Annotated in this window: 12 protein-coding genes; 6 read left to right on the top strand and 6 right to left on the bottom strand. The window is 67.8% G+C overall.

Annotation, left to right across the window (positions count from 1 at the left end; all coding sequences use genetic code 11):
* Positions 1-88: 88 nt before the first annotated feature.
* Positions 89-1,000, top strand: a complete 912-nt coding sequence (locus HDA44_RS33040) for an NADP-dependent oxidoreductase (protein ID WP_184841211.1) — start codon at positions 89-91, stop codon at positions 998-1,000.
* Positions 1,001-1,045: 45 nt separating this feature from the next.
* On the opposite strand, the gene HDA44_RS33045 is transcribed toward HDA44_RS33040, so the two are convergent.
* Genes HDA44_RS33045 through HDA44_RS38760 form a run of 5 tightly spaced genes read right to left on the bottom strand, consistent with a single transcriptional unit; the run spans position 1,046 to position 6,292 of the window.
* Positions 1,046-1,957 carry a phytanoyl-CoA dioxygenase family protein gene (locus tag HDA44_RS33045; RefSeq protein WP_184841213.1) on the bottom strand — a complete coding sequence of 304 codons (912 nt, stop codon included), beginning with the start codon at positions 1,955-1,957 and terminating at the stop codon, positions 1,046-1,048.
* Positions 1,954-3,249 (bottom strand): ABC transporter substrate-binding protein, encoded by a 1,296-nt coding sequence (locus HDA44_RS33050; protein WP_184841215.1) that lies wholly within the window; start codon positions 3,247-3,249, stop codon positions 1,954-1,956. Before HDA44_RS33050 ends, HDA44_RS33045 begins: the two co-directional genes overlap by 4 nt.
* Positions 3,250-3,262: 13 nt before the next feature.
* Complete coding sequence (locus tag HDA44_RS33055; RefSeq protein WP_184841217.1) at positions 3,263-4,072, bottom strand: carbohydrate ABC transporter permease; 810 nt, start codon at positions 4,070-4,072, stop codon at positions 3,263-3,265.
* A complete protein-coding gene (locus tag HDA44_RS33060; protein ID WP_238352605.1) occupies positions 4,069-4,983 on the bottom strand; it encodes a carbohydrate ABC transporter permease in 915 nt (304 codons plus the stop codon). Before HDA44_RS33060 ends, HDA44_RS33055 begins: the two co-directional genes overlap by 4 nt.
* Positions 4,976-6,292: an alpha-galactosidase gene (locus HDA44_RS38760; protein ID WP_184841219.1), complete on the bottom strand. Its 1,317-nt coding sequence runs from the start codon at positions 6,290-6,292 to the stop codon at positions 4,976-4,978. Before HDA44_RS38760 ends, HDA44_RS33060 begins: the two co-directional genes overlap by 8 nt.
* A gap of 76 nt (positions 6,293-6,368) precedes the next feature.
* Between HDA44_RS38760 and HDA44_RS33070 the strand changes: the two genes are divergently transcribed.
* Entirely contained in the window at positions 6,369-7,286 is a 918-nt protein-coding gene (locus HDA44_RS33070) for a helix-turn-helix domain-containing protein (RefSeq protein WP_184841221.1), read from the top strand.
* On the opposite strand, the gene HDA44_RS33075 is transcribed toward HDA44_RS33070, so the two are convergent.
* Positions 7,258-9,420, bottom strand: coding sequence for a discoidin domain-containing protein (locus HDA44_RS33075; RefSeq protein WP_184841223.1), 2,163 nt, complete (start codon positions 9,418-9,420; stop codon positions 7,258-7,260). The two genes, HDA44_RS33070 and HDA44_RS33075, sit on opposite strands and share 29 nt — an antisense overlap.
* 156 nt (positions 9,421-9,576) lie before the next feature.
* Here HDA44_RS33075 and HDA44_RS33080 point away from each other — a divergent pair, with 156 nt between their 5' ends.
* The 4 genes from HDA44_RS33080 (at position 9,577) to HDA44_RS33095 (ending at position 11,977) form a co-directional block, all read left to right on the top strand.
* Positions 9,577-9,996, top strand: a complete 420-nt coding sequence (locus HDA44_RS33080) for an SRPBCC family protein (RefSeq protein WP_184841225.1) — start codon at positions 9,577-9,579, stop codon at positions 9,994-9,996.
* Between the two features lie 10 nt (positions 9,997-10,006).
* A complete protein-coding gene (locus HDA44_RS33085; RefSeq protein WP_184841227.1) occupies positions 10,007-10,921 on the top strand; it encodes a TatD family hydrolase in 915 nt (304 codons plus the stop codon).
* A gap of 100 nt (positions 10,922-11,021) precedes the next feature.
* On the top strand, positions 11,022-11,330 hold the full coding sequence (locus tag HDA44_RS33090) for a hypothetical protein (RefSeq protein ID WP_184841229.1): 309 nt from the start codon (positions 11,022-11,024) through the stop codon (positions 11,328-11,330).
* 32 nt (positions 11,331-11,362) lie between these two features.
* Positions 11,363-11,977 (top strand): nitroreductase family protein, encoded by a 615-nt coding sequence (locus tag HDA44_RS33095; RefSeq protein ID WP_184841231.1) that lies wholly within the window; start codon positions 11,363-11,365, stop codon positions 11,975-11,977.
* The last annotated feature ends 85 nt before the right edge of the window (positions 11,978-12,062 follow it).

The raw sequence follows: 12,062 nt of genomic DNA on the forward strand, positions 1-12,062 counted from the left end.
CAACACTTTGCCGCCGCCGTCCGGGAATGCCGGGCGGCGGCGTCCCCTTTTCCTTGAAGGGGCAACCATTTCTCCAGGAGGCGATTCGATGCGTGCGGTGGTGTTCGAGGAGTTCGGCGGGCCCGAGGTTCTCAAGATGGAGGATCGGCCGGAGCCGCAGGCCGGCCCCGGGCAGGTGCGGATCGCGGTCCGCGCGGCCGGGGTGAATCCGTACGACTTCAAGATGCGGCGCGGCTGGACCAGGGCGTTCGCCGAGCCGGTGCTGCCGGCTATTCCGGGGTTCGAGGTGGCCGGCGTTGTCGACCAGGCGGGGGAGGGTGCCGCGTTCGCGGTTGGCGACGAGGTGGTCGGGTGGTCGCAGGGCGGGGCGTACGCGGAGTACGCGATCGCCGGGACCATCGCGGTGAAGCCGGCCGGGTTGAGCTGGGAGCAGGCGGCGAGTATCCCGATCGCGGGCGAGACCGCGCAGCGGGTGCTCGACGAGGTGGCGGTGAAGCCGGGTGAGACGGTGCTGATCCATGGCGCCGCGGGTGCGGTCGGCTCGGTCGCGGTGCAGCTCGCGAAGGCGGCGGGCTTGACGGTGGTCGGGACGGCGTCGGCGGCGAACCACGACTATCTACGGTCGATCGGCGCGATCCCGGTCGCGTACGGTGATGGGCTGCTCGAGCGCGTGCGGGAGGTCGCGCCGCAGGGGATCGACGCGGTCATCGACACCGCCGGGAAGGGCGGGCTGGAGGAGTCGATCGAGCTTCGCGGCGGTACCGAGCGGATCGTCACGATCGCCGACTACGAGGGCGCGGGGAAGCTCGGTATCAAGACCAGCGGTGGCGGCCGGGAGCCGGAGGAGATCCAGGCCGGGCTGACCGACCAGCTGCAGGCGGCCGCGGACGGCAAGCTCACGGTCCGGATCGCCGCGACGTACGCCTTGGCGGACGCGGGCGAGGCGCAGGACCTGAGCGAGTCCGGCCACGCCCGCGGCAAGGTCCTCGTACTTCCGTAGTGCGGACCTGCAGCACTCACTCACTGAGTGCTGCAGGTCCGGCCCTTACACGTAGGCGAACCGCGACTCCGGCGTCGGTACCTCATCCACCCGCGGATCCCAGCGATCCACGAACTGCACCCCGGCCGGGACCTCGATGCTCTCCGTCGACGTCCAGCCGCGAGTCAGCGTCCGGAAGTCCGGTACATCCGGGTGGTAGTGCGGCTTCCCGGTACCAAGCGCGTCCCGAGCCATCGGCGCGCTCAGCGCCTGGTACCGGAAGTCGGCCGACATCCGCAGCCGGTTGGTCCGGTTCGGCATCGCGCCGTGCACGGTCAGGCTGCCGAACAAGAGCACATCGCCCGGCTGGTACGACGTCGTCCGCCATTCCGGATGGTTCTCGTCGGCCTCGGCCCGCATCATCCCGGGACCGTCGGATGCCTTGACCGGAAGCACGCCGAGCCGTGGCGACCCGGCGAAGACCCGGAGCCCACCGATCTCCGGCGGCGCCTCGCTCAACGGCAACCAGGTGGTCAGCGTGTCGACGGACCCCTGGATGAACCGGTAGTCCTGATGGATCGGGGTCGGGTTCGCGCCGGGTGACGGCGGCGCGATCCGGCAGATGTGCGCCGGGTGCGCGAACGCTTGCTCGCCGAGCAACCGCCCGGCCAGCGACACCAGCTCCGGCCGTACGGCCAGCTCGTGGAACGCCTGCGTGCTCTGGATCGCCGTGTACGCACCGAAGAACCCGGCCGATCCTTCTTCGACCGCCCGCCCGGACGCGATCAGGTCCCGCGGCTCACTGTCCGGCGCGAGCCAGTCGCTGTCGTACAGAATCCGCGCGAGCTGCTCATGCACGTCCCCGACGACATCGCGAGGCAGCAACCCCCGGAAGAACAGGTACCCGTCCCCGGCCAGCCGACCGCGCAGTACTTCGTCGTCGTCCAGGTCCCCGTACGAGTCGGTCAGTTCTTTCATTTGTCGTTTCCGATCTTGTCCATGGAGGCGGCGATGTCGCTGACGTTGACCTTGTTCAGGTACAGGTCGTTGACCGCCTTGTTGATCTCGGTCGACTTGGCCGTCCAGCCTTCGGTGATCGGCAGGTTCACGGTGCTGCCGGCGGCCGAGGCGATGAACGGCTGGACGTCGATGTTCTTCTTCTTCCAGTACGCCTGGTACCCGGCGCCCGCGTCGTTCAGGGCCGGGATGATGTAGCCGGCGTCGCCCATCAGCCGCTGTGCCTTCTCCGAGCCGAGGAACGCGACCAGCTTGCCGGCCTGGTCCGGGTGCTTGGTCTTGGCGAACATCGCCTCGGCCAGGCCGTTGATCACCACGGTCCGCCCGGACGGTCCGGCCGGCATCGCGGCGACGCCGATCGGGAACTTCACCTCGGGCAGCGCGAACGGCAGCAGCGCGTTGTTCGCCGGGAACATCGCCACCTCGCCGCGGTAGAACATCTCGGTCGCCTGCCCGGTCGGCGGGTTGGTCCGGGTACCGTCCGGCGAAACCTTCCACTTGAAGATCAGGTCCCGGGCGAACTGCAGTGCCTCGACCGACTTGTCGCCGGCGAAGTCGAAGGTGCCGTACGGCTTGTCGATCGCGTGCCCACCGTTCGACGCGATCCAGTTCAGCCACTGCGTCTGGCTGTGGTTCCAGGAGCAGAAGCCCCACTGCTTGCTGCCGACGGTCAGCTTGCGGGCGATCTCCAGGAAGTTGCCGGAACCGTCCGGTGCCCAGGTCAGCTCGGCCGGCATCGTGACGCCGGCCTTCTGGAACAGCGTCTTGTTGTACAGCAGTCCGACGACGCCCAGGTCCTTCGGCATCCCCAGCTGCTTGTCCTCGAACTTGTACGACTGCACGACGTTCTCGTTGTACGAGTCGAGCTTCAGGCCGGCCTTCGAGATCAGGTCGTCGAGCGGCGCGAGGACGCCCTTCGACGCGAAGTCCGGGAAGTAGTCGACGGTCAGCCAGAACACGTCCGGCGCCTTGCCGCTGGCCAGCTCGGTGGTGAGCTTGGTCCAGTACTGGTCCCAGGGCAGTACTTCCATCCGGACCGTGATGTCCGGGTTCTCCGCGGTGAACGCGGCGAACACTGCTTTGTACCCTACTTCCTGCTGCTCGTCCCAGAGGCGGTAGACGAGCTCGACCTTGCCGCCGCTGCTGCTCGCCTTGTCGTTCGACGAACCGCAGCCGGCCAGCGCGAGCACACTGCCGGCACCGATCAGAAAGGTCCGCCGGGACAGGCCCACTGCCGAATTCTTGGGGGACATCAGAACCTCCGCATTACTTGAGCCCGGTAACCGCGACCGAGCGGACGATGAAGCGCTGGAAGACGACGAACAGCACCAGCAGGGGCACCAGCGCGATCAGGCTGCCGGCCATCACGGCGTTGTAGTCCACGCCGACCTCGCCCTTGAACAGGGCGATGCCGACCGACAGCAGCCTTTTGTCCTCGCTGCTGGTGATGATCAGCGGCCAGAGGAAGCTGTTCCAGTTCGCCACCACGGCCAGTGTGGTGACGGTGACCAGGATCGGTTTCGACAGCGGCAGCACGATCGAGATCAGGGTCCGGACCCGGCCGGCGCCGTCGATCCGGGCCGCGTCCTCGAGATCCGCGGGGATGCTGCGGAAGAACTGCCGGAGCAGGAAGATCGCGTACGGCGTACCGAGCATGGTCGGCAGCATCAGACCGGCCCAGGTGTCGACCAGGCCGAGCTTCTGCATCATCAGGTACAGCGGGATCATCGTGACCACCGGCGGCACCATCAAAGTCGACAAATACACCCAGAACAGCGCGTCCCGGCCGGGGAAGGACAGCCGCGCGAACGCGTACGCCGCCAGTACCGCGAACACCACCTGGCCGAGGGTGATCCCGGCCGTGACCAGCGCGGTGTTCAGCAGGTACCCGCCGAACCCGGACGCGAACAGCCGGTCGAACGCGGCCGTACTGGGCGGCAGCCCCGGCTCCCACGGCATCGTCTCGGACAGTTGTCCGGGGCCCTTGAACGCGGTCAGCAGGGTGAGGAAGTACGGGAAGATCGCGAACACACAGCCGGCCACCAGGACGGCGTACGGGAAGATCTTCAGTTTCATCCGGACACCTCATAGGTCGTACGGCGCTCGAAGTAGACGAACTGGGTGATGGTCGCGACCAGGACGACCGCGAACAGCAGCACCGAGATCGTCGACGCGTACCCGAAGTCGAACTTCTTGAACGCCTCTTCGTAGATCAGGTACGTGGTCACCTCGGTACTGTCACCAGGACCGCCCTCGGTCATCACGAAGATCGTGTCGAAGGCCTGGAACGAACCGATCACGTTGGTGATCAGGACGAACAGCATCGTCGGCCGGAGCAGCGGCAGCGTGATGGTGAAGAAGTGCGCCACCGGTGAAGCGCCGTCCAGGGACGATGCCTCGCGCAACGATGCCGGGATGTTCTGCAGACCGGCCAGGAAGAACAGCATGTTGTACCCGGCGAACTGCCAGATGTGTACCGCGGCAACGCTCGGCATCGCCAGTACCGGCGAGGACAGCCAGGCCGGACCGTCGATCCCGAACACGCCGAGGAACTGGTTCAGCGCGCCACGCCCTGGGTCGAAGATCCAGCTCCAGACCAGACCGAGCGCGACCGGCGTAGCCATCCACGGGATCACCAGCAGCGCCCGGAAGTACTTCATCCCGCGCAGCTTCCGGTCCACCAGGAGCGCCAGCAGCAGCGACAGGATGGTCGTACCTGGTACGCAGATCGCCACGTAGTACAGCGTGACCAGCAGCGAATGCCAGACGTCCGAGTCCGCGAACAGCTTCTGGTAGTTGGCGAGCCCAACAAACTCCGGTGTCGCGAGCAACTTCCAGTCGAACAGGCTGAGCACCAGCACGATCACTACCGGCGCCAGCAGGAAGCCGAGGACGCCGACCAGGCTGGGGGCGAGCAGCGCGTACGCCGCGGCGGTCTGCCGGCCGCGCCCGCGCTGCCGCCGGCCGCGAGGGGCCGGCCTAAGCATCAGGGTCCTTGAGCGGATGCGGCCGCGGCGAACTCGGGACGAGCAGCTCGCGGGTACGGTCGATCGCCCATTCGTCCAGCGCGCCGATCGGGTCGCTGGACATCCGCAGCCCCGGCCCGTCCTCGATGTGCTGCGCCCAGATCTCGCGCTCCTGCACGTCGGGCCGCACGATCAGGCAGTCGGAATCGTTGGCCCACCAACGACCGTGCAGGAACTCGCGCGCCACCGAGGTGGACCGTGCGCCCCGCTGACCCGGCTGGCTGATGTCGCCGGACGGTGGGTCGACCAACGGATCGGTGTCGGGCGAGACGCGCATCGCGTCGACCAGTCCGAGGCTCGGCAGGATCGGGGCGCCGCAGCCGTGCAGGATGCGATTCGGTCCGACCGCTTCGCGGAGCAGCCGCAGACCGTGCCGGTACGCCGTGATGCCGTCGACCTGTTCGTGCCGCTGCCCTTCGATCGCGCCGGCGTACACGAAGTCGAGCTTGAAGTGGTCGTAACCCTGCCGGCAGAGCTCGGTGAACACGTCCTGGATGTGCCGCGCGGCGCCCGGGTGGGTGACGTCCAGGACAAGTTGCTCCTGGCCCCAGTTCGTACCGGCGTTGATGCCGGGGACCAGCCATTCCGGGTGCTTGCGGGCTGTTTCGCTGCCGGCGGCAACCAGGAAGGGTGCCACCCAGATGCCGGCCCGGCGGCCGCTGGAGCGGATGTCGGCGGCCAGCCGGACGGTCGACCCGAAGTCGTCCCGCGGCGTCAGCCAGTCGCCGATCTCGGTCTGGTACCCCTCGTCGAGCAGGACCAGGTCGACGCTGAGCTCATGCTGGTCGAACTGGCGTACGTCGTTCATCACGTCGCGCTCGGTGACCTTGCCCCAGTACGCGTACCAGCTGCACCACGACGGACCGAACACGCGGACCGGCGGCGCGCCGGCGGCGAACGTCTCGGCCCAGTCGGCCAGCGCCTGGTTCGGATTGGTGTGCGTACTGGTCGTGGTCTGGACCTCGCCGTCGGCGGAGATCACCAGCCGGTCGCCGTGGACCTCGGCCCGGATCGACGGAACCACGTCCGGGGAGAGCGCGGAGAAGACGACGACCTCACCGCCGGTCGCGACCGCGAGCAGGCCCTCGCCCTGGAACCGGCCGGCGTCGACGCCGGGACGGTAGGCCATCACGTGATGGTTGGGCGCGGTCGGCCGGGGCGGCCGGGCGTCGAGCCGGTACCAGCCGCTCGGGCTCCAGGACTGCCAGCCGTGCTCGAAGACCAGCGTGCCGGCATCAGGTACGAGCTCGGCGACGGGAGCGAAAGGCACGAATCCCTCGATTCAATGGGGTGCAGGATCTTGCTGCTGTGCCGCTAATCTTGGGGCGCGAACAAGGAGATCCACCATGACGGAGCCTGCTGACTTCGAGCACGATCTTGCTACCCAAGTGCTGATCGAGCTGTACAGCGAGATCCCGCCACCGAGCAAACTGGTGACCGGGCACTTCCACAGCGGCGGTGATTACCGCGTCGTCCGGCCGGATGGTGTCGGCAGTTGGTACCTGCTCTACACGGCCTCCGGCACCGGGCAGTACGCCCTGGGTGACAACACTCTGACACTGCGGCACGGGGACGTGCTGCTGGTCAGCCCGGGGACGCCGCAGGACTACGGCACGGTCGGTACGTACTGGGAGTCCTGGTGGGCGCACTTCCAGCCGCGGCGGGAGTGGCACTCGTGGCTGTCGTTGCCGCAGGCAATGCCCGGGCTGTCGTACGTCCGGCTGGCGAGGTCGTCGGAGACGGACCGGGTGGTGTCGGCGTTCGACCGGCTGCACCGGGACGCGCAGCGCGCCGGACTGTCGCCGACCGGTGACACCGAGTTGCATCTGCTGGAGAAGAGTGTCGCGACCGAGCTGACCATGAACGGCATCGAGGAGGTGCTGCTGACCGCGGTCGCCAGCCTGCGCCGCGAGACGCAGCACCTCGATGCCCGCGTGCATTTGGTGCTGGAGGCAATCACCGCCGACCCGGCCCGGCCGCACACGCTGACCTCGCTGGCCGGGCTCGCGCAGGTGTCCGTGTCCCGGCTCGCGCATCTGTTCAAGGAGCAGGTCGGCGACTCGATCATGAACGTCGTCCTCGCGCTCCGGCTGCAGCGCGCGGCCGAGTTGCTCGGCGCCACCGACATGTCGGTGGCGCAGATCGCGGCCGCGGTCGGGTTCGACTCACCGCACTACCTGAGCCGCCAGTTCGGCCGCCGGTACGGGATGTCACCGACGGCCCACCGGAACGCGGTCAGGAAGCCGGAGCTAGAGCTATATTGAGCTCGGTCGCGGCCGCGTAGTCGGCACCTCCGGCCAGACCGACGAGGCGTACGTACCGTGCCGTCGTACCGGCCGGAATCCGCGCGATCTTCGCGTCGACGCTGCCGTCCCACGACCCCTTCGCCACCGACGTGAACGTGCTGCCGTCGGTGCTGGTCTGTACGTCGTACGAGGAGATCCGCCCGTTCGGCACATCGGCGTCCTGCCGTGGCGTGTACACCAGCGCCTCGATCGCGCGCGGCGTCTTGAGGTCAAGCGTGATGTACTGCGGCAGCGGCGCGTGCGGGCTCCAGTTGGAGTGCCACATGGTCGTGCAGTTGCCGTCGATCGCGGCCGCCGCGCTGTATGCCGCCCCGCCCTGGCTGGTGGCGGTCGCGGTCATCTCGTTCTGCGGAAGCAGGTTCAGCGGACCGAACGGACCGTCCGACGGCGGCGGGGTGCCTGGGATCGCCGTCACCCGGCCGAGGTTCGGTGCCTTGAGCAACGGATGGGTCCGCAGGTAGTTCAGGAACACTTCCTGGCCCATGCGCGGCGCTCGCTCCAGGTTGGTGTACTGCTGGAAACCCGGATACCCGTACTGCGCGCCGTGCAACGGCATCGCCGCACTCGTCGTCACCCGGTACGTCTTGTCGAGCCGCAACGGTCTTCCGTTCACCAGAACCTTTGCCGGATCGACGCGGTTGCCGACCGGTTTGCCCAGGTCGTACGTGTAGCGGAAGTTGTCCGACGTCGCCAGCGAGGACAGTCGCGTACAGCCGTACGCGGGCGGAATCCACTGCTGTTCGAGGACATCCTTGACCGTGGAGCCTTTCATCGAGAGCGTGGTGATCGGAGAGATCCCGGCCACCGGCCACGCGGCGCCGTACGTCACCGTGCCTGCTTTCAGGCCGGCCGCGATCACGTCGACGCCGAGATCGGCCGGAACCAGCGCGAAGTCGCCGTCCGCCTCGTGCCTGTACAGGTCCGCGACCAGGTTGCCGGTCCGGCTCTCCGCCTTCGGCGCGAAGTCCAGGTCGCGGTCGAGCTTCGTCAGCGGTTGCTGCTGGCGCGTGGTCCACTTGTCCATCCAGTACTTCACGATCTTCTGGACGCCCGGATCCGGCGTCAGGTCCTTGGTGACGGCGTGGTTGGCGGCCGTGGTCGCGGAGCGGATCACGTCACCGGTGGCCGGATCGAGCGAAAGGTTCACCTCGCCGAGTACGCGGCCGTGGTTGCTTGCCTCCAGCACCGGCCTGGGTACGCCGTTCGGGTCCGGGATCATGCAGTTGAACGCGGTGTGCCAGTGACCGCCCAGGATCACGTCGATGTCCGGTGACATCGACCGGGCGGCGTCGAAGATCGGGCCGGTCGGGTTCTTGCAGTCGTTGTACAGCCCGCCCTGCTGGCCGCCCTCGTGCATGCTGACCACGATCGCGTTCACGCCTTGCGCCTTCAGCTCGGCCGCGGCCCGGTTCGCGGCGTCGACGACACCCTGGAACTCGAAGCCGGAACCCTTGATCGACAACGTTTCGGTCGGCGTACCCGGGAAGCCCAGGCCGATGAAGCCGATCCGCTGCGTACCCGCCTTCGCGATCCAGTACGGCGGCAGTACCGGCTGCTTGCTCTTCGGGTTGACGATGTTGGCGGCGTGGTACGCGTAGTCGGTGCCGTGGAAGTTCCGGCCGGTCGAGTCCTTGAAGCAGCTGTCGAACCCGGGCTTGCCGTAGCAGGCGCCGGTGGTCATCCGGCGCAGGAACGGGAACTCACGGTCGAACTCGTGGTTGCCGGCCACGTCGAAGTCCATCCCGAAGGCGTTCAGTACCTCGATCGTCGGCTCGTTCGCGAACGCCTGGGTGTAGTCCGGCCAGCCGCTGAACTGGTCGCCGGAACCGATCAGGAAGCTGTTCGGCTTGCCGGCGCGGAGTTTGTCCAGGTGCGCCTTCAGGTACCCGGCGCCGCCGACCTGCTGGGTACCGGACGGTCCGGCGATGGTCAGGTTCTCGGTCTCGGAAAGGTAGCCGTGCAGGTCGGTCAGGCTGAGTACCTGCACCGGGATCGGGGCCGGCGTCGCGCTCGTCGGGCTCGGCACCGCGACCGCCGCGGCCACCAGGCCGAGCGCGGCGAGGATCGAGCTGATCCGGGACTTTCTGGTCATCGGCTGCTCCTGTCAGTCGGGACACGCAACGTACGACCTGCCGGCGCGGCCCGGACAGCTCCGGAGCTGCTGACTTCCTGCACGATCCGGCTGACGCGTTTCTACAAGCGCTCCGGGTACCGGTAGCCGTACCGTCGGGCCGGAAAGGAGTTCACGATGACTGGATATCTCGCGACGGCGGAGGTCGACATCAACGCGCCGGCCGACCGCGTCTGGAGCGTACTGACCGATCCCGCCGAGCTGAAGCAGCTGTGGTTCGGCGCGGACGTGGCGACGGACTGGACGGTAGGCAGCCCGATCACCTGGACCGGCGAATGGGAGGGCAAACCCTTCCAGGACAAGGGCAAGATCCTGGAAGTCGCCCCCGGCCGCCTGCTGAAGTTCACCCACTTCAGCCCCCTGACCGGCCAACCAGACGCACCCGAGAACTACCACACCCTCACCTACGAACTATCAGGTTCCACCCACCTCACCCTCACCCAAGACAACAACAGCACCAAGGACGAGGCCACCCACGCCCAAGGCATGTGGGAGTCCCTCCTGGCCAACGTCAAGAAGGCCGCCGAGGCTCAGTAATCTGGGCCCCATGGCAGCTGATGGTGTTGAGGTTGGTCGGCCGACGCGGGAGCGGGCGGGGGTGGGGGAGGACGGGCGGGTGCGGGACCGGAAGCGGCCGGCCGTGCCGGATCCGTTGCCGGTGAGTGTGGTTGACGCGCACTGTCATCTGGATATTGCTGATGGGGAGGATGGGGACTGGCTGGGGGCGGCGGAGGCGATTCGGTTGGCCTCGTCGGTGGGGGTGACCAGGATCGTGCAGGTCGGGTGCGATCTGCCGGGGGCGGTGTGGGCGGTCGAGGCGGCCGCGCAGTACCCGAATCTGATTGCCGGCGTCGCGCTGCATCCGAACGAGGCGCCGAAGTTGAAGGCCGCCGGTGAGCTGGACAGCGCGCTGGCCGAGATCGAACGGCTGGCCGCGAGTTCGGACAAAGTACGGGTGATCGGCGAGACCGGGCTCGACTACTTCCGTACGGGGGCCGACGGGCAGGCGGCGCAGCACGAGTCGTTCGCGGCGCACATCGAGCTGGCGAAGCGGCTGGGCAAGACGCTGATGATCCACGACCGCGACGCGCACGACGACATCCTGCGCATCCTGGACCGCGAGGGCGTACCCGATCGGCTGGTGATGCACTGCTTCTCCGGCGACACCGAGTTCGCCCGCGAGTGCGTCAACCGGGGCGCGTACCTGAGTTTCGCCGGCGTGGTCACCTTCAAGAACGCCCAGTCGCTGCGGGACGCGCTGGCGGTCACGCCGATCGACCGCATCCTGGTCGAGACCGACGCCCCGTACCTGACCCCGTCCCCGTACCGCGGCAAGCCGAACGCGTCGTACCTGATCCCGCACACGGTCCGCCGGATGGCCGACGTACTGAACATCTCCACCGCCGAACTCTGCGCGGCCCTGAACACCAACGCCGACAACGCTTTCGGAGGGTCCTGGTAGCGGAACGTCAACGTTCTCCCGACCCGTTGCCCGCGGCCGCCGGCAGGCGCACGCTGAAGACGCCGGCCTCGTCCGGGGCCGGTTCCCGAGGGGAGGGGTTATGAGCGTACTGATGACTCTGCGGGTGACTGGGGATCCGACGGCGGTCGAGAAGCTGGGCGCGGACAACGGCGCGCTCTTCCAGGGAGTGGTGGCGGACGCGCGGAGTCGCGGCGTGATCTCGCATCACTTCTACGGCAACGGGTCCGAGGTGTTCGTGGTCGACGAATGGCCGGACGAAGCATCGTTCCAGGGGTTCTTCGAGCACGCCGGGCCGCGGATCCAGCAGATCATGGCGGCGGCCGGAGTGACGGCGGAGCCGTCCATCGAGTACTGGCGGCACCTGGAGGTCGGCGACGACGTCGGCTGATGCCGCTCGCGGCCACCTGGTAAACACTCCGCATGGAGTTCAGTGAGGTCGTCCGGCGCCGGCGCATGGTGCGGAACTACGATCCGGACCGGCCGGTGCCGGACGAGGTACGCGAGCGGATCCTCGAGCACGGCCTGCGGGCCCCGTCGGGCGGCTTCAGCCAGGGCTGGGCGTTCCTGACGCTGGAAGGCGAGGACCGGGAGCGGTACTGGCGGATCGCGGCCGAGGAGCCGGATCAAAAGTATGTTGAATGGATCACAGGGTTGCGCCGCGCGCCGCTGCTGATCCTCGCCTTCGCGCACAAGGACGCGTACCTCGATCGGTACACCGAACCGGACAAGGGCTGGACCGATCGGGACGAGGGCCGCTGGACCGCGCCGTACTGGTACGTCGACACCGGAATGGCCGTCCTGCTGATGCTCCAGACAGTGGTCGACGAAGGCCTGGGAGCCTGCTTTTTCGGGCCGCCCGCGGACAAAGTGGGCCGGTTGCTGCGCGAGTTCGGCGTACCCGAAGGATTCGACCCGGTCGGGGTGCTTTCGGTCGGATACCGGGCTCCGGACAAACGGTCGCCGTCGTTGAAAAGGGGGCGCCGGACGACCGCCGAAGTGGTTCATCGGGGGCATTGGGGCAATTACCGCGAGTAATTGCCCTGCTACACCTTTTTTCGACTCGCCGGACAGGGGATTGGCACTTCCGCGTCCTGTTCGTTATTGTCCCGTGACGTTGGCC

Origin of the sequence: Kribbella solani, from assembly GCF_014205295.1 — a bacterium.
Lineage (GTDB): Bacteria > Actinomycetota > Actinomycetes > Propionibacteriales > Kribbellaceae > Kribbella > Kribbella solani.

Coding starts and splice junctions, on each gene's coding strand:
- HDA44_RS33040 (WP_184841211.1), top strand. CDS start 89: ATGCGTGCGGTGGTGTTCGAGGAGTTCGGCGGGCCCGAGGTTCTCAAG.
- HDA44_RS33045 (WP_184841213.1), bottom strand. CDS start 1,957: ATGAAAGAACTGACCGACTCGTACGGGGACCTGGACGACGACGAAGTA.
- HDA44_RS33050 (WP_184841215.1), bottom strand. CDS start 3,249: ATGTCCCCCAAGAATTCGGCAGTGGGCCTGTCCCGGCGGACCTTTCTG.
- HDA44_RS33055 (WP_184841217.1), bottom strand. CDS start 4,072: ATGAAACTGAAGATCTTCCCGTACGCCGTCCTGGTGGCCGGCTGTGTG.
- HDA44_RS33060 (WP_238352605.1), bottom strand. CDS start 4,983: ATGCTTAGGCCGGCCCCTCGCGGCCGGCGGCAGCGCGGGCGCGGCCGG.
- HDA44_RS33070 (WP_184841221.1), top strand. CDS start 6,369: ATGACGGAGCCTGCTGACTTCGAGCACGATCTTGCTACCCAAGTGCTG.
- HDA44_RS33075 (WP_184841223.1), bottom strand. CDS start 9,420: ATGACCAGAAAGTCCCGGATCAGCTCGATCCTCGCCGCGCTCGGCCTG.
- HDA44_RS33080 (WP_184841225.1), top strand. CDS start 9,577: ATGACTGGATATCTCGCGACGGCGGAGGTCGACATCAACGCGCCGGCC.
- HDA44_RS33085 (WP_184841227.1), top strand. CDS start 10,007: ATGGCAGCTGATGGTGTTGAGGTTGGTCGGCCGACGCGGGAGCGGGCG.
- HDA44_RS33090 (WP_184841229.1), top strand. CDS start 11,022: ATGAGCGTACTGATGACTCTGCGGGTGACTGGGGATCCGACGGCGGTC.
- HDA44_RS33095 (WP_184841231.1), top strand. CDS start 11,363: ATGGAGTTCAGTGAGGTCGTCCGGCGCCGGCGCATGGTGCGGAACTAC.